At 67.2% G+C, this 20,398-nt stretch carries 22 protein-coding genes; 8 read left to right on the top strand and 14 right to left on the bottom strand.

Features of this window, described 5'->3' with window-relative positions; all coding sequences use genetic code 11:
- Window positions 1-278 precede the first annotated feature (278 nt).
- Both KVT39_RS16015 and KVT39_RS16010 read right to left on the bottom strand, forming a co-directional pair.
- On the bottom strand, window positions 279-767 hold the full coding sequence (locus KVT39_RS16015) for an aminoacyl-tRNA deacylase (RefSeq protein WP_105392611.1): 489 nt from the start codon (window positions 765-767) through the stop codon (window positions 279-281).
- A gap of 100 nt (window positions 768-867) precedes the next feature.
- Window positions 868-1,854: a cysteine synthase A gene (locus KVT39_RS16010; RefSeq protein WP_131948857.1), complete on the bottom strand. Its 987-nt coding sequence runs from the start codon at window positions 1,852-1,854 to the stop codon at window positions 868-870.
- 142 nt (window positions 1,855-1,996) lie between these two features.
- On the opposite strand from KVT39_RS16010, the gene KVT39_RS16005 reads away from it, so the two are divergent.
- Window positions 1,997-2,485, top strand: coding sequence for an adenosine-specific kinase (locus tag KVT39_RS16005; RefSeq protein WP_152863539.1), 489 nt, complete (start codon window positions 1,997-1,999; stop codon window positions 2,483-2,485).
- A gap of 265 nt (window positions 2,486-2,750) precedes the next feature.
- Complete coding sequence (locus KVT39_RS16000) at window positions 2,751-3,038, top strand: YciI-like protein (RefSeq protein ID WP_034181375.1); 288 nt, start codon at window positions 2,751-2,753, stop codon at window positions 3,036-3,038.
- Window positions 3,039-3,048: 10 nt separating this feature from the next.
- Here the strand turns inward: KVT39_RS16000 and corA are convergent, their stop codons facing one another.
- Window positions 3,049-4,026: a magnesium/cobalt transporter CorA gene (corA, locus tag KVT39_RS15995; protein ID WP_034181374.1), complete on the bottom strand. Its 978-nt coding sequence runs from the start codon at window positions 4,024-4,026 to the stop codon at window positions 3,049-3,051.
- A gap of 179 nt (window positions 4,027-4,205) precedes the next feature.
- On the opposite strand from corA, the gene cydX reads away from it, so the two are divergent.
- Both cydX and KVT39_RS15985 read left to right on the top strand, forming a co-directional pair.
- A complete protein-coding gene (cydX, locus tag KVT39_RS15990; protein WP_034181373.1) occupies window positions 4,206-4,352 on the top strand; it encodes a cytochrome bd-I oxidase subunit CydX in 147 nt (48 codons plus the stop codon).
- Complete coding sequence (locus tag KVT39_RS15985; RefSeq protein ID WP_217589562.1) at window positions 4,349-4,966, top strand: ATP-binding protein; 618 nt, start codon at window positions 4,349-4,351, stop codon at window positions 4,964-4,966. Before cydX ends, KVT39_RS15985 begins: the two co-directional genes overlap by 4 nt.
- 100 nt (window positions 4,967-5,066) lie before the next feature.
- On the opposite strand, the gene KVT39_RS15980 is transcribed toward KVT39_RS15985, so the two are convergent.
- Both KVT39_RS15980 and KVT39_RS15975 read right to left on the bottom strand, forming a co-directional pair.
- On the bottom strand, window positions 5,067-6,167 hold the full coding sequence (locus tag KVT39_RS15980) for a saccharopine dehydrogenase family protein (protein ID WP_034181371.1): 1,101 nt from the start codon (window positions 6,165-6,167) through the stop codon (window positions 5,067-5,069).
- A gap of 465 nt (window positions 6,168-6,632) precedes the next feature.
- On the bottom strand, window positions 6,633-7,097 hold the full coding sequence (locus KVT39_RS15975) for an Lrp/AsnC family transcriptional regulator (RefSeq protein WP_217589561.1): 465 nt from the start codon (window positions 7,095-7,097) through the stop codon (window positions 6,633-6,635).
- A 376-nt stretch (window positions 7,098-7,473) separates the two neighbouring features.
- On the opposite strand from KVT39_RS15975, the gene KVT39_RS15970 reads away from it, so the two are divergent.
- Both KVT39_RS15970 and KVT39_RS15965 read left to right on the top strand, forming a co-directional pair.
- On the top strand, window positions 7,474-8,025 hold the full coding sequence (locus KVT39_RS15970; protein ID WP_217589560.1) for a Spy/CpxP family protein refolding chaperone: 552 nt from the start codon (window positions 7,474-7,476) through the stop codon (window positions 8,023-8,025).
- 129 nt (window positions 8,026-8,154) lie between these two features.
- Window positions 8,155-8,586 (top strand): PGDYG domain-containing protein, encoded by a 432-nt coding sequence (locus tag KVT39_RS15965; RefSeq protein ID WP_021160921.1) that lies wholly within the window; start codon window positions 8,155-8,157, stop codon window positions 8,584-8,586.
- A 33-nt stretch (window positions 8,587-8,619) separates the two neighbouring features.
- Here the strand turns inward: KVT39_RS15965 and KVT39_RS15960 are convergent, their stop codons facing one another.
- The 8 genes from KVT39_RS15960 to KVT39_RS15925 form a co-directional block, all read right to left on the bottom strand.
- On the bottom strand, window positions 8,620-8,982 hold the full coding sequence (locus tag KVT39_RS15960) for a DUF3022 domain-containing protein (protein ID WP_034181369.1): 363 nt from the start codon (window positions 8,980-8,982) through the stop codon (window positions 8,620-8,622).
- Window positions 8,983-8,995: 13 nt separating this feature from the next.
- Complete coding sequence (locus tag KVT39_RS15955; protein ID WP_217589559.1) at window positions 8,996-9,784, bottom strand: YhfC family intramembrane metalloprotease; 789 nt, start codon at window positions 9,782-9,784, stop codon at window positions 8,996-8,998.
- 54 nt (window positions 9,785-9,838) lie between these two features.
- Window positions 9,839-10,882, bottom strand: coding sequence for a LacI family DNA-binding transcriptional regulator (locus KVT39_RS15950; RefSeq protein ID WP_131948809.1), 1,044 nt, complete (start codon window positions 10,880-10,882; stop codon window positions 9,839-9,841).
- A 415-nt stretch (window positions 10,883-11,297) separates the two neighbouring features.
- Complete coding sequence (locus KVT39_RS15945) at window positions 11,298-12,263, bottom strand: D-glycerate dehydrogenase (protein ID WP_217589558.1); 966 nt, start codon at window positions 12,261-12,263, stop codon at window positions 11,298-11,300.
- Window positions 12,264-12,268: 5 nt separating this feature from the next.
- On the bottom strand, window positions 12,269-13,549 hold the full coding sequence (locus tag KVT39_RS15940; protein WP_034181366.1) for an MFS transporter: 1,281 nt from the start codon (window positions 13,547-13,549) through the stop codon (window positions 12,269-12,271).
- A 158-nt stretch (window positions 13,550-13,707) separates the two neighbouring features.
- Entirely contained in the window at window positions 13,708-14,700 is a 993-nt protein-coding gene (locus tag KVT39_RS15935; RefSeq protein WP_217589557.1) for a sugar kinase, read from the bottom strand.
- 28 nt (window positions 14,701-14,728) lie between these two features.
- On the bottom strand, window positions 14,729-15,493 hold the full coding sequence (locus KVT39_RS15930) for a TIM barrel protein (protein ID WP_105392580.1): 765 nt from the start codon (window positions 15,491-15,493) through the stop codon (window positions 14,729-14,731).
- Between the two features lie 160 nt (window positions 15,494-15,653).
- Entirely contained in the window at window positions 15,654-16,547 is an 894-nt protein-coding gene (locus tag KVT39_RS15925) for a LysR family transcriptional regulator (RefSeq protein WP_034181363.1), read from the bottom strand.
- A 111-nt stretch (window positions 16,548-16,658) separates the two neighbouring features.
- Between KVT39_RS15925 and KVT39_RS15920 the strand changes: the two genes are divergently transcribed.
- Window positions 16,659-17,726 carry a YeiH family protein gene (locus tag KVT39_RS15920; RefSeq protein WP_051983720.1) on the top strand — a complete coding sequence of 356 codons (1,068 nt, stop codon included), beginning with the start codon at window positions 16,659-16,661 and terminating at the stop codon, window positions 17,724-17,726.
- 103 nt (window positions 17,727-17,829) lie between these two features.
- Entirely contained in the window at window positions 17,830-19,563 is a 1,734-nt protein-coding gene (locus KVT39_RS15915; RefSeq protein ID WP_217589841.1) for a ClcB-like voltage-gated chloride channel protein, read from the top strand.
- A 90-nt stretch (window positions 19,564-19,653) separates the two neighbouring features.
- Here KVT39_RS15915 and KVT39_RS15910 read toward each other — a convergent pair whose 3' ends face one another.
- Window positions 19,654-20,274 carry a TetR/AcrR family transcriptional regulator gene (locus KVT39_RS15910; protein WP_034181360.1) on the bottom strand — a complete coding sequence of 207 codons (621 nt, stop codon included), beginning with the start codon at window positions 20,272-20,274 and terminating at the stop codon, window positions 19,654-19,656.
- Window positions 20,275-20,398 lie beyond the last annotated feature (124 nt).

The following is a 20,398-nucleotide window of genomic DNA, read 5'->3' as shown; positions in this document are numbered from 1 at the left end:
ATTTCTATGTAGCCAAAAGCGGACATTTCAATCTAGCCACTACGCGATTTAATTTCGATAATTATGATTATGTCAAATATGATATTCACCCGAAAACCCAACTGAAATCACCGCCAGACAACGCCGCAATCGCGCCTCTCCGGTCGCCCGCCGCCGTTCTTTTTCCCGACCGAACGCCGAACCTCCAACTCGACATCAAGGACACACGGCAACTCGCGACGACCCTCGAAGCCGTCGTCGTCCCAACCAGCCACAACAACCGCCCGCAACCACCAGCATCAGGACGACATCATCCCCTGCATCTTGTGCGAGAAATGCGCGCGCTCGGCCGTCTCCATCAGCGCCAGGAATTCGTCCTGCGTCATGTGGATCAGCGCTTCGTGGTCGCCGGCCTCGAAATAGACTTCCGGCTGCTGCGCGAGGCGCTCCTCGAGGAACGTCTTCATCCCGTACGCCATGCAGACCGGCGGCAGCGCGCCCATGTCGCAATCCTTGAACAGTTCGCGCAATTCGACCTCCCGGGCGAGCACGAGATGGCGGCCCGTCTTCACCCAGAGATCCGACAGGCGCACGGCGTGCGTCGTCGGCAACACGGCGGCGACGTAGCCCTCGTCGTCCTCGAGGAGCACGGTTTTCGCGAGGCGATCGCCGGGAATATGCGCGGCGGCGGCCGTCTCCATGCTCGTATGGCTATAAGGGTGGTACACGACTTCGTACCGCGATGACTTCTGGCGCAGGCAATCCTGCAGGGTGGCTGACACGGACATGGCACACCTCGTCTGACGAATCGAGCGAACGGCGTTCGCACCGGATTCGTTCAGCATAGTTCGCATTCGGGCCGATGGAAATCGCCGCCTCGCCCCTTCGTCATTCGGGCTCCAACCCAGGTTCCAACCCCTTTTCGCGCAGCCATTCGCGGTTGAAAAGCCGCGCGCGATAGATGTCGCCGCGATCGCACAGCAAGGTCACGATCGTGTGTCCCGGGCCCATCCGGCGGGCCAGCCAGACCGCCGCCGCGACGTTGATGCCGCTCGATCCGCCAACGTACAGCCCTTCTTCGCGCAGCAGCCGGTAGACCATCTTCACGCACTGCGTATCGTCGATCCGCACGGCGTCATCGATCGGCGCGCCGGCGAGATTCGCGGTGACGCGCGTCGAGCCGATGCCTTCGGTGATCGAGTTGCCTTCGGCGCCGAGATCGCCCGTTTTCACGTAACCGTAGAGCCCGCTGCCGTGGGGATCGGCAAGCACGATCCGGACCTCCGGATTCTGCTCCTTCAGGTAGCGGCTCACGCCCGCCAGCGTGCCGCCCGTGCCGGTCGCGCAGACGAATGCATCGACCGTGCCCGCCGTGTCGCGCCAGATTTCCGGCCCGGTCGTCTCGTAGTGAGCCTGCCGGTTGACGACGTTGTCGAACTGGTTGGCCCATACCGCGTTGTCGAGTTCGTCCGCGAGCCGCCCGGCAATCTTCTGATAGTTGTTCGGGTCGCGGTACGGCGCCGCCGGCACCGGGCGCACGTCGGCGCCGAGTGTGCGCAGGATCGCCATCTTGTCCGGCGACTGCGTGTCGGGAATCACGATCACGCAGCGATAACCGCGCGCCGCGCAGATATGCGCAAGACCGATGCCCGTGTTGCCCGCGGTGCCCTCGACGACGGTGCCGCCCGGCTTCAGCGCGCCGCGCTGCTCGGCGTCGCGGATGATGTAGAGCGCCGCGCGATCCTTCACCGAGCCGCCCGGATTCATGAATTCCGCCTTGCCGAGGATCTCGCAGCCCGTTTCCGCGCTGAGCTTCGCCAGCCGGATCAACGGTGTGCGACCCACGCAGTCGACGAAGCCTTGTCGCACGTCCATTTCGCCCTCCTTTGCATTCGCGCTCGCGCGCCATACACAACGAAGGATAGGACGCGCCCGCCGCTTTCGGCGCCGGCCGCCGCGTACTAAGCTTGGAGAGCCCATTGCGGCGCGCGCGCCGCATCGCCAGACGAGGTCCGCCATGCCGCAATTGCACACCGTCGCCGTCGACAAGCCCGAGGCCATGAATTTCATCCTCGGCCAGTCGCATTTCATCAAGTCCGTCGAGGACATCCACGAGACGCTGGTCGGCACCGTGCCCGGCATCCGTTTCGGGCTCGCGTTCTGCGAGGCATCGGGCAAGCGGCTCGTGCGCCGTTCCGGCACCGATGCGGAGCTCGTCGAACTCGCGTGCCGCAACGCCCTCGCAATCGGCGCCGGTCACGCTTTCATCGTGTTCCTCGGCGACGGTTTCTATCCGGTCAACGTGCTCAATGCGATCAAGGCCGTGCCGGAGGTCTGCCGGATCTACTGCGCGACCGCGAACCCGACCGACGTGATCGTCGCGGAAACCGCGCAAGGACGCGGGATCGTCGGTGTCGTCGACGGCTTTCCGCCGCTCGGCGTCGAGAACGACGACGACGTGCGCTGGCGCAAGGATCTGCTGCGCACGATCGGATACAAGGCGTAGCGTGGGCCGCCGGGGCGGACGGATCATGATCGCGCCTTCCCTGCCGGGGCCCGCCCTGCAGACTCCGCTGCATCAAAGGCGCGGTCGCGGTCGGGATTTCGGGGCGTAGGAAAACCGGACCGTTAGTTGCATTTCTGAAGGCGAAGGTACGCTTCCGCTTGCGTCGCGCCACTGCCGCCCGGCTGTCCTATACTGGCCGCAGCAGACCGACCGACGGCCGCGCCGACACACCGGCCACGGCCGCCGATTCTTCCCGGAGCAACGCATGCATTACCAGCTGATTTACGAACTCGTCGACGATTACCTGTCCCGTCGCGAGCCGTTCCGCGCCCAGCATCTCGCGCTCGCGCAGGCCGCGACCGAGCGAGGCGAACTCGTGCTCGCCGGCGCGCTGTCGGACCCGGCCGATCAGGCCGTGCTCGTGTTCGAAGGCGATTCGCCGGAAGCGGCCGAGTCGTTCGCGCGCGCCGATCCGTACGTGCAGAACGGCCTCGTGAAATCCTGGCGCGTGCGCCCGTGGCGCGTCGTGGTCGGCAAGCACGCGCCGCGCTAGACGCGCGAGGCTACAGCCACCCTGCCCGCTTGAAGCGCCACCACAGCGCGAGATCGGCCGCGACCATCACCGCAATGCAGCCGTAGAAGCCGTATTTCAGGTGCAGCTCGGGCATGTTCGCGAAATTCATCCCGTAGATGCCGGCGATCATCGTCGGAATCGCGAACAACGCCGCGAACGAGCCGAGCCGCTTGGTCACCTCGTTCTCGGCGAGCGAGATCATTCCGAGGTTGACCTGGATCGCCGTCACGACCATCTCGCGCCGCCCTTCGATCGTCTTCACGATCCGCTGCAGATGGTCGTACACGTCGCGGAAGTAATGCTCCATCCCGCTGCATATCTGTGGGATGCGTCCGCCCGTGAGCTTCGCGAGCGGCTCGATCAGCGGCGCCGTGTGCTGATGCAGCATCACGAGGCGGCGCTTCAGCGAATAGAGATCCTCGATGATCGCGCGCGACGACGCGGGCGTGGCCTTCGTGAAGATGCGGTCCTCGAGTTCCTCGAGCTCGGCGCCGAGCGTTTCGAGGATCGGGAAATAGCGGTCGACGACCTGGTCCATCAGCGCGTAGAACACGAACGCCGAGCCTTCCTGCAGCAGATGCGGCTCGCGCTCGCAGCGCTTGCGCACATCGCGGAAGTCCTGCTCGGTGTGGTTGCGGATCGACAGCACATAGTTCGGGCCGACGAACACGTTCAGCTCGCCGACCTTGAGTTCGCCGTCGCCGTCGAGCTCGACCATATGCAGCACCGCGAACAGCGAATCGCCGTACTCCTCGATCTTCGGCCGCTGATGCCCCTTGCGGGCATCCTCGAGCGCGAGTTCGTGCAGCCCGAACTCCTCGCCCATCAGGTCGATTTCGTCGGGCGTCGGATCCTTCAGCGCGACCCATACGAAGCATTCGGGCTTCGACACGTAGTCGCTGATGGCGTCGATATCGATGTCGGCCAGCTTGCGGCCGTCCTGGTATGCAGCACAGTTGATCAGCATGTTGTCGGTGATGTTGCGGTTTACGCATCAGTTTACCGGTTTGCTGCACGGTCGGCCCGGCTTGCGCGGCACGCCGATATTGGTCATGATCGTGCTGCGTGCACCGCAGCACGCGCACCAACGCACTTCGGCACGTACGCCGCACGGCCGTGCGGCCCAACCGTCAAGGAGACAGACCCATGTGGTATTTCTCGTGGATACTCGGCATCGGCGTGGCACTCGGCTTCGGCATCATCAACGCGATGTGGCTGGAAGCGGAAGTGTTCTCGCGCGGCGACAAGCGCAGCGACACGTCGAGCCAGGGGTCGGGGAGCAAATATTCGTGACGCACCTGGTGTTCTTCTGCGGTCACGCCGGCACCGGCAAGACCACGCTCGCGAAGCGGCTCATCGGGCCGCTGATGCGCGCGACCGGCGAAGCTTTCTGCCTGCTCGACAAGGACACGCTGTACGGCCGCTACAGCTCGGCCGCGATGGGCGCGCTCACCGACGATCCGAACGACCGCGACAGCCCGCTCTACCTGAAGCATCTGCGCGATCCCGAATACCACGGCCTGCTCGACACGGCCCGTGAAAATCTTGCGCTCGGCATCAGCGCGATCGTCGTCGGCCCGCTGTCGCGCGAAGTGCGCGACCGGCGCATCCTCGACCGCGCGTGGCTCGGCATCGCGCCCGACGTCACGCTGACGGTCGTCTGGGTCCACACGTCGGAAGACGTCGCGCACGCGCGGATCGTCGCGCGTGGCAACCCGAACGACGCGTACAAGCTCGCGCACTGGGACGAATACCGGCAGCGCCGCTTCGTACCGACCGGCCACGAATGCGACGGCATCGTGATGTTCGACAACACCGCACCGTCCGACGCGGACGTCGACGCATTGCTGTACCGCGTCGTGCCGCCCGCGCCCGCCGCGACGATCGTCCCGCCGCTGCCGGCCTGACCGGCACCGGCGCCCTTCTCTCTCCCCACAAAAAACAACGCCGGAAGCGCTGCTGCGCTCCCGGCGTCGTACGGCCCTCGTGCCTGAGACTGGCGGGTGGTCAGGCCACCGCGTGCACGCGCTCCATCGTGCCGCCTTCGTACAGCTTGCCGAAGCGGTTCGACAGGAACGCCTTCAGCGACACCTTTTCCTGCGGGATGAAACCGCTCTGCGGCAGCTTCTTCTCGCGGAACAGATCCAGCACCGCGCACATCGCGCCGGCCGTCGTGATCTGGATCGCGCTCATGTGCATCCCGCACACGTCCTTCGCGAAGATCTTGCGCGTGAACACGTCCTGCACGAGCTGGCCGTCCTTCACGCCCGTCACCGTGACGAACACGAGCACGACGTCCTGCTTCGTCGACGGCACCGCGCGGCGCATGATCGACTTCAGCGTGTCGCGGTCGGTCGACAGGCGCAGGTCCTCGAGCAGGAACTGGACGAGCTCGCGGTGGCCCGGGTAGCGCACCGACTTGTAGTCGAGCGTCTCGACCTTGCCCGACAGCGTCTCGCACAGCGTGCCCAGGCCGCCCGACGTGTTGAACGCTTCGTATTCGGTGCCGTCGAGCGAGAAGTGCTCGAGGCCTTCGAGCGGCTGCACCCACTGCTTGCGGCCATCGCGGATCGCTTCGCACGGCTGGCAGTATTCGTTGATCAGGCCGTCGACGCTCCACGTCAGGTTGTACTTCAACGCGTTGGTCGGATACTCGGGCAGCGCGCCGACGCGCATCTTCACGTCGCGCACTTCGCTGAAGCCGTTCACGAGTTCATGCGCGGCGATGCCGATGAAGCCCGGCGCGAGGCCGCATTGCGGCATGAACGCACGGTCCGAACCGTCGGCCAGTTCGCGGATCGCGTGGGTCGCACGCACGTCTTCGGTCAGGTCGAAGTAATGGACGCCCGCAGCCTTCGCGGCGGCGGCGACGTTGACCGCGAGGTAATAAGGCAGCGCGTTGACGAGCGCATCGAAGCCCTTCACTGCTTCGCGAATCGCGTTCGCGTCGGCCGAGTCGACCCGTTGCGTCGCAATGCCTTCGCGCGACAGCTTTGCGAGCGCATCGGCATCGCGGTCGAACGCGACGACTTCGTAGTCGCCCGTTTCACGCAGCATGTGAGCAATGGTGTGGCCGATCAGACCTGCGCCGACGATGGCGATTTTCATGCGCTTATCTCCTGATGATGGGTTGCTGTTGTGGACGGCGTTGAGCCATGAACACAGTTTAGGGACGCGCAAAATCAGTTCCAAGACGAAGAATGATGCGAAACGACCAATAATTTCGACGAAATGACGATTCATTTCGTCCAAACGACCAAATCATCTAAAAATCGCGTATAGCTCGTGCCGCAAGCGGACCGTTACGGCCTGCGTTCTCGAACGCGGAAAGAAGGAGGAACGACGCGCACTCGTCATGTGCGGAAATGCGCAAGAGAATGCGGCATGGATGCGTCGAACGACGCGTGGAAACGGCCGTCTGGGCCGTCTGCGCCCCTGCGGAACATCGGGCACGGCGGTGTCGAATACGAGGAGGCTCATGCACTCGGCGCGCACGAATGTGCTCGCGGATCACGCAGATACCTGTGCGAAATACTCGACTGCGACATCAAATGCGATGCCGCGAGGTGCGCATCAGCCGCCGATCGTCCCGCGATCGATCTTGCGCGAAAGAATGATCGACGTCGTCGTGCGTTCGACGCCTTCGAGCGTGCCGATCTGGTCGAGCAGGTCGTTGAGCCGTTCGGGCGAATCGGCGCGCAGCCACGCGACGTAGTCGTACTCGCCGCTCACCGCGCACAGCAACTGCACTTCGGGCATCCGGTCGAGCTTGCGCAACACGTCCTTGCCGAACTTCGGCGTGAGGATGATGCCGACATACGCGTAAATGCTCGCGTCGAGCACGTCCTGCCCGAGCCGGAGGCTGTAGCCGGCGATCACGTTGGTGCGTTCGAGCCGCGCGATGCGTGCGACGACCGTCGTGCGCGCGACGTCGAGCTGGCGCGCGAGATCCGCGACGCTTGCACGCGCATCGGCTTGCAGCAGCGCGACGAGCTGCCGGTCGAGATCGTCGAGTTGGTCGAGGCGGGGTGGACGCATGAGGCCGGGCCGGCACGCGCCGGCTAAGTGGAAGGTGACGCGATGATAGCGCCGAACGCCGGTACGCCCAAACGGCATCGCACGCCGTCATGCGACCTCGCTGCCTTGCCCGTGCGCAACGACCGCATCCGGATCGCGCTTGCCGTTCACTTGCCGTTCACTTGCCGAGCCCGTCGCCGGTACGTGCCGGACCATCGCCAGCACCGCGCCAATCCGCTATGTCCCTTTCAATTTCGATTCGTATCGGATGTAAGCAAGTGTCGCATTCACTACCGCGCTGCACGCAACGTGCTACTAATAATGTGCGACGCGAGATGCGTGCTTGCGGCAATTGCCGCCGCGCCCGCTCGCAAGACACCACCCCGGAGAGCCAACCATGAAGAAAATCTCGCTCACCCTCGCTACGCTCGCCGTTGCAGCCAGCGCGTTCGCGCAAACCCCGGCGCAGCCGCAAGCGCCCGCTCCGGCCACGACGGCTGCGGCCGCAGCATCGGCCCCGAGCGCCGAGCAGCGCGCGGCACGCCACGAAGCGCGCGTCGAGCAGCGCATCAAGTACCTGCACGACCAGTTGAAGATCACGTCGGCGCAGGAACCGCAATGGAAGACGTTCGCCGACACGATGCGCGACAACGGCGAAACGATGGGCCGCCTCTATCGCGACCGGATGGCCAAGCACGACGTCTCCGCGCTCGACGACATGAAGCAGTATGCGGAACTGTCGCAGGCGAACGCCGACGGCGCGAAAAAGCTCTCCGACGCATTCGCGCCGCTCTACGCGAGCTTCCCGGCCGAGCAGAAGGCGCTGGCCGACACGACGTTCCGCAGCTGGCTGAACCATGGCGGCGAGCACCGCGGCAAGGGCAAGACGAAGGCCAAGGAAGGCAAGGCGGCAGCCGCGCCGGCCGCAAGCGCACCCGCGCAACCCTGACGCCCTCCCCGCCGGCGCCGAGCTGCCCGTTACGGGCCGAACGGCGCCGCGCGTCCTGCCGGCGATCGGCGCGTCACACGGCGCGCCGAATTCGGGATAAGCTCCCGGCTTTTCCCGCACTTCCTCGCCATGCTCGAACTCAAGCACATCGATCTGCGTACCGACCCGCAGGCCCGTCGCGTCGTCAAGGACGAAACCGTCGCCGTTTCATTCGCGGACGCAGACGGCGAACTGATGAGCCTCGAAGGCCCGAACCGCTATGTCGCGGGCGACGCGCTGATCACGGGCTCGACCGGCGACCGCTGGGTCGTGTCGCGCGCGCGCTTCGACGCCAAATACCTGCCCGCCGATCCGGCACTTGCGCACGGCGCACCGGGCGCCTATCGGAACCGGCCGGCCGTCGTGCTCGCACGCCGGATGGACGAGCCGTTTACGATCGCCCGCTCGGAAAACGGCGACACGCTGCGCGGTGTCGCCGGCGACTGGGTAATGCAGTACGCACCCGGCGATTACGGCGTCGTGCAGGCGCAGCGCTTCGCGCAGGTCTACCGCGACGCGTAATCCGCCGCGCCGGCATGAAGCCGGCGCGCATGCTCACGCAAAGTCTTCGTCGAGTTCGAGTTCCGCGCTGCGCTCGACGGCCTCGCCGGCCGCGTGGCGCTCCTCGAGCGACCCGAGCATCGCTTCCGTATACGCATGCAGCACCGCATGGCTGCGCGCGCGCTGCATCGGCTTGAGCGCGAGATAACGCGCGAGCGCGGCCGGCACGATGCGGATATCGAGCGTCATCCGCTTCGGCGTCGCGCCGAAACGCATCGCGAGCCAGTGCACGGACAGGAACCGCCCGCGCTCGTCGCTGCTTTCGGCGAAGCGCGTCTGCTCCGGAAAGAGATCGCAGATCACGCGCGCGAGCGCGTCGAATTCGGCGCTCCGGCATTCGATCAGATAGTCGTCCATCCCGTCTCTCCCGTCAGGCAGCCGTACGCGGCGGCCGGCACGTCTTCACCATCACGACGACCAGGATCGCGGCCAGCACGAAATACGCGGCCTCGACCCATGCGGCCGGCAGCACGCGCACCTGGTACAGCAGCGCCGGCGCCGCGGCGAGCGCATGCAGCACGATCGCGAGCGGCAGCACGCCCGCACGGCCGGCGCGCACACCGCGCCACATCAGCACCGACAGCGCAAGCTGCAGCACGAACGCCGCGCAGCGTTCGAGCAGCAACAGCAGGATCGACTGTGCCGACAGCGTCGCGAGCATCACGTGCAGCCTAACGACGGTATCGCCCGGCAGGTCGGAAAGCTGCGTCTCGAGCTGGCCGCGGCTTGCCAGCCACGCGAGATACGACCACTGGCCCCATACGAGCACGCCGACGAACCACGCTTCGGCGCCGCCGTGGCCGATCCCGTAGCCGATCGCGCGACCGTCGCCGGCCGACGCGCCGTAGCGCCGGTTCAGGAAACGCATCCCGAGATAACGGCCGACTTCCTCGAATACGGCGGTCGCGAGCGCGCTGTATGCGACGAACGCGAGCGGCTGCGTCAGCCAGCCATCCGCCGGCGTCTGGCTCAGCACGAGCCCGTGGAACGCGCGTTCGACGATCATCGCAAACAGCGTGAAGACGGCGACGCCGACGATCGTGTCGCGGCGGTTGAGCGCGAGCGGCTTGCGCAGGATACGGAAGAGGACAAGCGGCAGCAGCGCGATGATCAGCGTGGCGGCGATCAGCACCGCCAGCGTGACGGGAGCGACAGTCATGTATTTCCTTGTTCGGGGCAGCGCACCTGACGCGCTGCGTGCCCCGCATGATACTCAGCTTGCGGTCGACGCGCGCGCGATCAGCTCGCCCGGCAGCATCGCGACGCGCACGTCGCCCGCTGCGCCGTCGATCCGCTCGTGCACGAATTCGACGGCCTTGTAGCCGATTTCGTAGGTCGGCTGACGGATCGTCGTGATGCCGATCAGCTCGGCCCATTCCGGATCGTCGATCGACAGCAGCGCGGCCTTCTGCTGCCACGCGGCGCCGAAACGCGCGCGCAGGTGGCGCGCGATCGCGAGCGCGACCGGCGCGTTCGCGGCGAACAGCGCCGCGCGCACGCCGCGCCGCGTCGCATCGTCGATGCGCGTATCGAGGTCGGCGAGTGCCGCCGCGGCCGCGTCCGGCTCGTTCAGGTCGAGCACGACCGTCGCCGGCACCGGCAGCCCGCGCGCGCCCAGCGCCGCGCGGAACGCGGCCTCGCGCAAGCGCCGCGAGCTGACGTGCTCAAACGGCTGCACGACGAAATGGATCGCGTCGAAGCCGTGCTCGATCAGGTGCGCGACCGCCGTCTCGATCGCATCGGCATTGTCGAGGCCGATCAGGTCGGCCTCGAAGCCCTCGACCGTCCGGTCGACGAGCACGGCCGGGATGCCGGCGCCGCGCAGCGGGCGCAGCACGTCCTCTTCGGCGCCGAGCGCGTTGACGATCAGCCCTTCGACACGGTAGGTCGTGAGCAGCTGCAGGAAGCGGCGCTCCATCTCGACCTCGTTCGCCGCGTGACAGATGAGCGGCATGTAGCCGAGCGCGTGGCACGCGGCCTCGACGCCCTGCAGCACTTCGACGGTGTAAGGATTGGTCAGGTCGGCCGCGAGCATGCCGAGCAGCCGGTTGCGGCCGCGCTTGAGCCCGCGCGCCATCTGGTTCGGCCGGTAGTTGAGGCGCGCGATCGCCGCCTCGATCCGCTGGCGCAGATCGACGGACAGCACATGCGTTTCGCCGTTCAGGTAGCGCGAAACGCTGGTCTTGCCCGTGCCTGCCTCGCGTGCGACATCGCTGATCGTCGCCGGACGCGGCGTGGAAGGATGCGAATCGGTCACTGTCGTGCCTCGCGACGTACGATCCGTGCCGCTTCGTGAGCGGACGGACCTTTGTTGTTGGAAACGTAAGCCACCCGGCGGACTCCTCTGTCGACCAGCGTTAGCGCTTTAGCGCTTACGCTGGTCCCATGCTTCGCGGTCGATCAGCGTCAGCCCTTCAGCGCTTACGCTGATCCCATGCGTCGCGGTCGATCGGCGCCGGCGCATCGGCGCCCGCTCCAGTCACGTGCAAAAGCAGTCGGCCGCACCGGACCTGGCGCGGATGCCCGTCGCCGGACGCCGCCGGCAGCATTGCCGGGCCGTCGATGCGACAAGCGGGCGATCATAACGCAGCCAGCCCTCCGGCACCAAGACCATCGCCTCTAACGGCGCCGGCGCCCCGCCGGCCGGCTGTCTTCCCGTTACCCGACGCGGCTCAGGCCCGCGCGAGCGCGTCCGGATTGACGAGATTCGTGCGCAGCGTGCCGGCCAGCGCGCCGACCAGGTTTTCCGCGGCGCAGCGCGCCATCGCGTGGCGCGTCTCGTGCGTCGCCGAGCCGATATGCGGCAGCGCGACGACATTCTTCATCTGCAGCAGCGGCGAATCCGCCGGCAGCGGCTCCTTCTCGAACACGTCGAGCCCCGCACCGCGGATCGTGCCCGCGCGCAGCGCGTCGACCAGCGCGGCTTCGTCGACGACGGGCCCGCGCGACGCATTGATCAGGATTGCACCGCGCTTCATCTTCGCGAATTCGGCCGCGCCGATCAGGTGGTGCGTTTCCGGCGACAGCGGCACCTGCACGCACACGAAATCCGACTGCGCGAGCAGTTCGTCGAGCGTCACGCGCCGCGCGCCGTACTGCGTCTCGGCTTCGGCATGCGCGGACCGGTTCGCGTACAGCACCTGCATCCGGAAGCCGAGCGCCGCGCGGCGCGCAACCGCGCCGCCGATCCGCCCGAGCCCGACGATGCCGAGCGTCTTGCCCTGCACGTCGGTGCCGTACAGGTCCGGGCCGATGCTGCGATGCCAGTGGCCGGCCTTCACCCACTCGGCCAGCTCGACCACGCGTCGCGCGGACGCCAGGATCAGCGAAAACACCGTATCGGCGGTCGACTCGGTCAGCACGTCCGGCGTATGCGCGAGCACGATCCCGCGCCGCGTGAGATCCGCGACGTCGAAGTTGTCGTAGCCGACCGAGATCGTCGACCAGGCCTTCAGCCGCGGTGCGCGGTCGAGTATCTGCGGCGTGACCTTCAGGCTCGCGCCGATCGCGCCGTCCGCGTTGCCGAGCGCATCGGCGAGCGCGTCGGCGCCGTCGGCCTGCTCGACGTCCGCATGCTCGCGCAGGTACGCGAGAACGTCATCGGGCAGCGGCTTGTACGCGACGATACGAGGCTTCATCAGTTTCATTTTCCTTGCAGCGGCGCGGCGAGCGGATGCGCATCGCGCGCCTGGGGTTTGACGGACAGCGTGAGGATCACCGCGGCGACGAGCGCGGCGCTCATGAACGCGTACGAAGCGACGGGCGACCCGGTCGCGCCGTTCAGGTAGCCGACGAAGTACGAGCCGACGAACGAACCGAGCGCGCCCATGCTGTTGATCAACGCCATCGCGCCGCCGGCGACGTTCTTCGGCAGCAGCTCCGGCACGATCGCAAAGAACGGGCCGTACGGCGCGTACATCGCCGCGCCCGCGACGACCAGCAGCGCATACGAGATCCAGAAATGCGACGAGCCGAGCGCGTACGACGCGGCGAACGCAGCCGCGCCGATCAGCAGGAACGGCCATACGAAGCCGCGGCGCGAGCCGACCTTGTCGGACGCCCACGAGGCGGCGAGCATCGCGATCGTCGCCGCGAGATACGGCAGCGCGGACAGCCAGCCGGTCGCGACCATCCCGAGGTCGGAGCCGTTCTTGACGATCGACGGCAGCCACAGCACGAAGCCGTACACGCCGATGCTCCAGCAGAAATACTGCGCGCACAGCTTGATCACGGCCGGCGAGCGGAACGCCTCGCCATAGTTGCGCACGGGTTTGATCGCCGCCTGCTCGGCCGCGAGCGCGGCGTCGAGGTCGCGCTTTTCCTGCGCGGTGAGCCACGGCGAATCGGCCGGCTTGTCCTGCACGAGGAACCACCAGCACACGGCCCAGAGGATGGCCGGCACGCCTTCGGCGATGAACATGTGGCGCCAGCCGAATTCATGCACGAGATAGCCCGACACGATCGACATCCACAGCACGGTGACCGGGTTGCCGAGGATCAGGAACGTGTTCGCGCGCGAGCGCTCGCTCTTCGTGAACCAGTTGCTGATGTAGATCAGCATCGCCGGCATCACGGCCGCCTCGACGACGCCGAGCACGAAGCGGATCGCCATCAGCGACGGGATGTTGCTGACCACGCCGGTGAGCGCCGCGCAAGCGCCCCACAGCACGAGGCTGACGAACACGAGCTTCTTCACGCTGCGGCGTTCCGCATAGATCGCGCCGGGAATCTGGAAGAAGAAATAACCGAGGAAGAACAGCGCGCCGATCAGCGACGACAGGCCCTTGCCGATCCCGAGATCCTGGTTGATGCCGGCCGCAGCCGCGAACCCGTAGTTCGCGCGGTCGAGGTAAGCGAGGCTGTACGTGATGAACACGATCGGCATGATCGTCCACCAGCGTCGGGCTGCGAGATTGGTTGCCATCAGAATGTCTCCTTTGTTGACCGGGCTGGCGCTTCAGCGCTTGGCGGCCGAAACCGGTGCGTCAGCACCGCTCCGGTCGCCTGCTTTGCCGTCCGGTCTCACGCAAAGCGGTGCTTGATGCACGAAATGAATCCGCGGATTGTGCCGTGTTCGGCCTCTCATTGCGCGGTGACGGTTTCCTCTAAGCGATCGGCGCGATTGCTGACATTTTCGAGCCGGTCGAGTGCTTCGCGCGTCGGCAAGCCTTCCGAATCGCCGATCACCTGGATCGCAAGCGCGCCGATCCGGTTGCCGCGCGCGACGGCCTGTTCGACGCTGCGGCCTTCCAGCAGCGCGCTGACCACGCCGACCGCGAAGCCGTCGCCGGCGCCGACCGTGTCGACGACGCGTTCGACACGCTCGCCCGCGACCGTGCCCTCGCGGCCGTCGGCCGTCCGGAAGTACGCGCCTTGCTCGCCGAGCTTGATCACGACGCCGCGCGCGCCTTGCGCGAGATAGAAGCCCGCGATGTCGGCCGGCGTGTCATGCCCGGTCAGTTGCCGCCCTTCGGCGAGGCCCGGCAGCACCCAGTCGGCGAGCGCCGCGAGCGCGTTCAGCGTCTTCGCCATCACGTCGGCGGACGGCCACAGCGTCGGGCGCAGGTTCGGGTCGAACGAGATCGTCTTGCCGGCCGCGCGCATCTCGCGCGCAAGCTGGAACGCGAGTTCGCACGACGTCGCGGAGATCGCCGGCGCGACACCCGTCAGGTGCAGGTGGCGCGCGCCGAGCACGTAGTCGGCCACGTAGTCGTCGCACGACAGGTGGCTTGCGGCCGAGCCCTTGCGGAAATATTCGACGGTCGGATCGCTGCCGTCGTCGGTGCGCGACTTCAGCTGGAAACCGGTCGGGTAACGCGGATCGACGGTCACGCACGACGCGTCGATGCCTTCGCGTGCGAGCGTGTCGAGCACGTAGCCGCCGAACGAATCGCGGCCGACGCGGCTCATCCAGCCGACCCTGTAGCCGAGCCGCGACAGGCCGATCGCGACGTTCAGGTCGGCGCCCGCGATCCGCTTCGTGAATTGCGCCGCATGCGCGAGATGGCCGGGCTCGGTCGCGACGAACATCGCCATCGCCTCGCCGTAGGTCACGACATCGAGTGCTGCTTTCATGAGTGAACTCCTCAGGATCCTTCTGCCGTCACGCCGTTGCAAGCCACGCGACGCGCCGGCATGCATCGCCCGCCAGGTCGGCCGCGTCGAACGGAAACTCGATGCCGCGCGGCGCATGCAGCGGCAGCGCCGCGAGCACGCCCGTCACGAGCGGGTCGTTCGGCGCCGGCGCGGCCGCGAAACGGCGCGCGCCCTCGCCTGCGACCGCCTTGCAATGAATGTATTCCACATGCGGCGCGAGCATCTGCGCGCAGTCGAGCGGGGCTTCGCCCGGCCACTGCCAGTTGCCGATGTCGAACGTCATCCCGAGCGCATCGGGCATGCCCGCCGCGGCCAGTGCGTCGAACAGCCCGCGGAATTGCGCGAGCGCGCCGCCGACCGGAAGCTGGCCGTTCTCGACCACCACGCGGGCACGCGCGCCGCGCGACAGCGCGACGATGTCGGCAGCGTGCGCGTCGCCTGCAAAACCGCCGAGCTGGAATTTCACGAAACGCGCGCCGAGCGCGTCGGCTTCCGCGAGCGCGTCGCGCAATGCGTCGGCGTCGAGCGCGCCCGTTTCCGTGTACAGCGTGGCCGGCGTCGAATAGACCGACCACAGCCCGTGGCCGGCCAGTTGCGCGCCGAGCGCGGCCAGCGCACCGGGCGTCGTGTCGTCGTCCGACGCGAACAGCTCGCGCCTCACCTCGAAACCGGTCGCACCGGATGCCGCCGCGGTCGCGACGAATGCGCTGTGGCCCTCCTGACGCACGCGGTCCATCCCGAATGCGCTCGCCACGATCACGATGTCTGCCATTTTGCCCTTTTTTACCGGAATGGAACCGGTTCCATTTGCTTGAGACGGATGGTGCGCTTCGCTTCGAACGCACGCCATAGAGGAAATCCCTAGGGCCGGGCGCCACGCGAACGCGCGTCCGCCGGCGTGCATCGCACGTTTCCGGGCGGACTTCGGCCGCTCAGGCGAGGTCCTGCGCGAGACTCATTTCAAGGAACTGCGCGGCAACCCGCGACGGCGCGCCGCCATGCGGCACGAGGATGGAGAAATGACGCGTGAGCGGCGCGGGCGCCAGCGAGCGCAGCACGAGCGCCGCATCCTGGTGACGCAGCGACATCGCGGACACGAACCCGACGCCCATCCCGGCACGCACGGCCTCCTTCACGGCCTCGACGCCCGCGATCTCGAACGCCACGCGCATCGGCGCGCCGCCATGCGCGAACGCCCGCTCGACGAGCTGCCGCACGCCGGAGCCCTCCTCGCGCAGCACGAGCGGATGGGCGGCGAGCGCGGCCAGCGTCACGCCCGCATCGTAGTCGGGCGCGGCCAGCGGATGGTCGGCCGGCACGATCGCGACGATCTCGTCCTCGTGCCACGCATGCACGGCCGTGCCGGGCGGCAGCGCCTCGCCGGGCGGCCCTTCGATCATCGCGATGTCGAGCGACGGCAGCGCGGCGACCACGTCGGCCGTATTGCCGCTCATCGTCTGGATCGCCACGCGCGGCGCGCGCGGCTGGAACGCCGCGATCAGGTACGGCAGCAGATAACTCGCCGGCGTCGTGCTCGCGCCGATCCGCAGCGTGCCGGCCTCGAGGCCGCGCACCGCGTCGCGAAACGCCCGCGCCTGCGCAAACGTGTCGCGCTGCGCCTTCGCGTACTGCGCGAGCTGTTCGCCGACCGGCGTCAGCCGGATGCCGCGGCCGTCGCGCTGGTACAGCGGCTCGCCGAATTCGTCCTGCAGCAGCCGCAACTGGCCCGACACGGCCGGCTGCGACAGATGCAGCGCCACGGCGGCACGGCTGATGTTCAGGTGTTCGGCGACGGCCGCGAACGTTATCAGTTGATCCGGGGTCATGGGGATGAATTATCGGCTTTCCGGATAGTTTACGTCACAAATCACAATTTTTCATATCGATATAACAAAATTAGGATTACAGCATCGCAACACGCTCAACTACGGTGCTCCATGTCCACTGCCCCGACTCCCCATCTCAGCCACGCCGCGCCGTCGATGCGCGGCCAGTTGAACGGCGTGCTGTTCGTCGCGCTGTTCGCCGCCGCCGTCACGAGCCTGTCCGAGCTCCCCGCGATCGCCGGGCTCGGCCTGTCGCCGCTGATCGTCGGCATCGTCGCCGGTGCGCTGTACGGCAATGCGCTGCGCGACGGCATGCCGGCCAGTTGGGCAGCCGGCGTCAATTTCTCCGCGCGCAAGCTGCTGCGCATTGCGGTCGCGTTCTTCGGGTTGCGCGTGAGCCTGCAGGAAATCGCGCAGGTCGGCCTGCCGGGCCTGACGGTCTCGGTGCTGGTCGTCGTCAGCACGCTCGTGATCGGCACCTGGGCCGGCATGAAGCTGATGAAGCTCGACCGCGACGCGGCGCTGCTGACCGCCGCCGGCAGCGCGATCTGCGGCGCGGCCGCCGTGCTCGCGTTCGAGTCGACGCTGCAGTCGAAGCCGCACCAGAGCGCGATGGCCGTGGGTAGCGTCGTGCTGTTCGGCACGCTGTCGATGTTCCTGTACCCGATCGCGTATCACGCCGGGCTGCTGAACCTCGATCCGGCCGGCCTCGGCCTGTTCTTCGGCGGCACGATCCACGAGGTCGCGCAGGTGGTCGGCGCAGCCAGCGACATCAGCCCGCAGGTCGCGCACATCGCGACGATCGTCAAGATGACGCGCGTGATGCTGCTGGTCCCGGTGCTGCTGGTGCTCGGCTGGTGGCTCGCCCGCTCGGCCCGCGCGACGGCCGGCGGTGCGCAAGGCAAGCGCAAGGTGGCGGTGCCCTGGTTCGCGCTCGGCTTCCTCGGCTTCGTGATCGTCAATTCGCTGAACGTGCTGCCCACCGACGTCACGCATACGCTGAACGTGCTCGACACCTTCGCGCTGACGATGGCGATGACCGCGCTCGGCATCGAGACGCGCGTGTCGCAGATCCGCGCAGCCGGCCCCCGCGCACTGGTGACCGGCCTGATCCTGTACGTGTGGCTGATCGCCGGCGGCTACGGGATCACCTGGGCCGTGCAGCACTGGCTTGGCTGAGCCGCCTGTCCGCAGCACTTCGCGCGCCGCGCCCGACGGGATGGTCCCGCGGGCGCGGCGCGGTGCTATGCTTCGCGTCGTTTTCCATCGCCCCCTTTCAGCCGTGCTCTCGTTCCTGCTGAAGCTGCGCACTCGCGCCGAAACGCTGTTCCGCCTGTCGGACGCCCATACGATGCTGATCTGGTCGGCCATCGTCGGCGTCGGCGGCGCCTTCGCCACCATGGCGTTCCGCGAAGGCATCGACCTGATGCAGCGCCTGATCTCCGGGCACAGCGGCAGTTTCGTCCAGATGGCGAAGAGCCTGCCGTGGTACGTGCGGTTCTGGATGCCGGCCGCGGGCGGCTTCCTCGCCGGCTGCGTGCTGCTGCTCGCGACACGCGGCGACAAGCCGTCCGGCAAGACCGACTACATGGAATCCGTCGCGCTCGGCAACGGCATCGTGCCCGTGCGGCAGAGCCTGTGGCGCAGCGTGTCGTCGCTGCTGACGATCGGCAGCGGCGGCTCGATCGGCCGCGAAGGCCCGATGGTGCAGCTCGCGGCGCTCGCCGCGTCGCTCGTCGGCCGCTTCGTGCACTTCGACCCGCCGCGCCTGCGCCTGCTGGTCGCGTGCGGGGCAGCTGCCGGCATCACGTCCGCGTACAACGCGCCGATCGCCGGCGCGTTCTTCGTGTCGGAGATCGTGCTCGGCACGATCGCGATGGAGAGCTTCGGGCCGATGGTCGTCGCGTCGGTCGTCGCGAACATCGTGATGCGCGAATTCGCCGGCTACCGGCCGCCGTACGAAATGCCGGTGTTTCCGGCCGTCACCGGCCCCGAGGTGCTGCTGTTCGTCGTGCTCGGCGCGCTGTGCGGCGTGCTCGCGCCGCAGTTCCTGCACCTGCTCGACGCGTCGAAGAACCAGTTCAAGCGGCTGCCCGTGCCGCTGCCCGTGCGGCTCGCGCTCGGCGGCCTCGTCGTCGGCGTGATCTCGGTGTGGATTCCGGACGTGTGGGGCAACGGCTACAGCGTCGTGAACCACATCCTTCATTCGCCGTGGACCTGGCAGGCGCTCGTCGCGGTACTCGTGTTCAAGGTGATCGCGACCGCCGCAACCGCCGGCTCGGGCGCGATCGGCGGCGTCTTCACGCCGACGCTGTTCGTCGGCGCGGTGTTCGGTTCGCTGTTCGGGCTCGCGATGGAAGCGCTGTGGCCCGGCCATACGTCGGCGTATTTCGCGTATGCGATCGTCGGGATGGGCGCGTTCATGGCGGGCGCCACGCAGGCGCCGCTGATGGCGATCCTGATGATCTTCGAGATGACGCTGAGCTATCAGGTCGTGCTGCCGCTGCTGGTGTCGTGCGTGTTCGCGTATTTCGTCGCACGCGCGACGGGCACGACGTCGATGTACGAGATCACGCTGCACCACTACCAGGACGCGCAGGAACGGCTGCGGCTGCGCACCACGCAGATGCGCGAGCTGATCCAGCCCGCGCAGACGGTCGTGCCGCTCACCGCGAGCGTCGCCGACATGACGCGCGTGTTTCTCGAATATCCGGTGAAGTACCTGTACGTGACCGACGACGCCGGGCGCTTCCGCGGCGCGGTCGCGCTGAAGGACATCACGTCCGACCTGCTCGACAAGCGCGACACGTCCGACAAGACCGCCGCGCACTACGCGCATACGCCGTTTCCGCTCCTCACGCCCGACATGCCGCTCGCGACGGCGCTCGAACGCTTCATGGCGTTCCAGGGCGAACGGCTGCCGGTGATCGAAAGCGAAGCCGAGCCGACGCTCGCGGGCGTCGTCTACAAGACGTCGCTGCTCGACGCGTACCGGCGGATGATCGGCGAGCGCTGACGCGCACGGTGCGGCTCGCGTCGCACCGCACCGCTTCTCGCATGCAGCCTGCCGCGGGCGAACACGATGCCCGCGAACCCGCTTCCCCGCTCAGTCCGGCGCGCGCCCCAGCACGACCCGTGCGAAGAACCCCGCGAGCACCGATTCGGCCACGTCGGCCGGCACGTGCTGCGGATCGGCCGTGTAGTACGACTGCACGCCATCGCACAGGCACATCAGCCCGAACGCGAGTGTCTCGGCCGGCAGCAGCAGCGGCGTGCCCGAGCGCTCGGCGAAGCGCTGGATGAATTCGGCCATCTGCAGCCGCTTGCCGTGCAGGAACTGGTTGAAGCGCACGCGGAATTTCGCGTCGCGCGCGGCCTGCAGCTTCGCCTCGCCCCACAGCAGCGAGAATTCGTCGTCGCGGAACAGCGTCCGGTAATGCGCGAGCGTCATCGACTCCATCTGTTCGCGCGTCCCGCCCTCGTCGAAGATCGCCTCGAAATCGGCCCGCACCGCCTCATGGTTGCGCTCCAGCAACTCCAGCAGCAGGTCCGACTTGCTGCGGAAATTCGAGTAGAACGCGCCGCGCGTATAGCCGGCCGCGGCCGCGATGTCCTCGACGCTCGCAGCCACATAGCCTTTCTTCAGAAAAATTCGATGCGCAGCTTTCAGCAGACGTTCGCGCGTCTGGTCCCTGCTCTGCTCGCGAGTTAAGCGCTGTGGTTTCATGGCGCGCAGTCTAGCACCATTACCCCTTCGGATTCACCTTTGCATTCAGATACAGGTGTGTATTAGAATCCGCCACAGTTTCTGAAATTGTTGTCCGCGCGCCGCTACCGGCGCCGCTTGGGGC

Source organism: Burkholderia sp. GbtcB21 (assembly GCF_019091065.1).
In the GTDB taxonomy this organism is placed as follows: Bacteria; Pseudomonadota; Gammaproteobacteria; order Burkholderiales; family Burkholderiaceae; genus Burkholderia; species Burkholderia pyrrocinia_C.
This window is presented reverse-complemented; position numbering and strand designations above follow the sequence as displayed.

Bases quoted from the DNA above. Each gene is read 5' to 3' on its own strand.
- KVT39_RS15955 (WP_217589559.1), bottom strand. From the start codon at position 9,784: ATGACTGTCGCTCCCGTCACGCTGGCGGTGCTGATCGCCGCCACGCTG.
- KVT39_RS15970 (WP_217589560.1), top strand. From the start codon at position 7,474: ATGAAGAAAATCTCGCTCACCCTCGCTACGCTCGCCGTTGCAGCCAGC.
- KVT39_RS15940 (WP_034181366.1), bottom strand. From the start codon at position 13,549: ATGGCAACCAATCTCGCAGCCCGACGCTGGTGGACGATCATGCCGATC.
- KVT39_RS16010 (WP_131948857.1), bottom strand. From the start codon at position 1,854: ATGGACGTGCGACAAGGCTTCGTCGACTGCGTGGGTCGCACACCGTTG.
- corA (WP_034181374.1), bottom strand. From the start codon at position 4,026: ATGCTGATCAACTGTGCTGCATACCAGGACGGCCGCAAGCTGGCCGAC.
- KVT39_RS15925 (WP_034181363.1), bottom strand. From the start codon at position 16,547: ATGACCCCGGATCAACTGATAACGTTCGCGGCCGTCGCCGAACACCTG.
- KVT39_RS15935 (WP_217589557.1), bottom strand. From the start codon at position 14,700: ATGAAAGCAGCACTCGATGTCGTGACCTACGGCGAGGCGATGGCGATG.
- KVT39_RS15945 (WP_217589558.1), bottom strand. From the start codon at position 12,263: ATGAAGCCTCGTATCGTCGCGTACAAGCCGCTGCCCGATGACGTTCTC.
- KVT39_RS15920 (WP_051983720.1), top strand. From the start codon at position 16,659: ATGTCCACTGCCCCGACTCCCCATCTCAGCCACGCCGCGCCGTCGATG.
- cydX (WP_034181373.1), top strand. From the start codon at position 4,206: ATGTGGTATTTCTCGTGGATACTCGGCATCGGCGTGGCACTCGGCTTC.
- KVT39_RS15975 (WP_217589561.1), bottom strand. From the start codon at position 7,097: ATGCGTCCACCCCGCCTCGACCAACTCGACGATCTCGACCGGCAGCTC.
- KVT39_RS15965 (WP_021160921.1), top strand. From the start codon at position 8,155: ATGCTCGAACTCAAGCACATCGATCTGCGTACCGACCCGCAGGCCCGT.
- KVT39_RS16005 (WP_152863539.1), top strand. From the start codon at position 1,997: ATGCCGCAATTGCACACCGTCGCCGTCGACAAGCCCGAGGCCATGAAT.
- KVT39_RS15960 (WP_034181369.1), bottom strand. From the start codon at position 8,982: ATGGACGACTATCTGATCGAATGCCGGAGCGCCGAATTCGACGCGCTC.
- KVT39_RS16015 (WP_105392611.1), bottom strand. From the start codon at position 767: ATGTCCGTGTCAGCCACCCTGCAGGATTGCCTGCGCCAGAAGTCATCG.
- KVT39_RS16000 (WP_034181375.1), top strand. From the start codon at position 2,751: ATGCATTACCAGCTGATTTACGAACTCGTCGACGATTACCTGTCCCGT.
- KVT39_RS15930 (WP_105392580.1), bottom strand. From the start codon at position 15,493: ATGGCAGACATCGTGATCGTGGCGAGCGCATTCGGGATGGACCGCGTG.
- KVT39_RS15980 (WP_034181371.1), bottom strand. From the start codon at position 6,167: ATGAAAATCGCCATCGTCGGCGCAGGTCTGATCGGCCACACCATTGCT.
- KVT39_RS15910 (WP_034181360.1), bottom strand. From the start codon at position 20,274: ATGAAACCACAGCGCTTAACTCGCGAGCAGAGCAGGGACCAGACGCGC.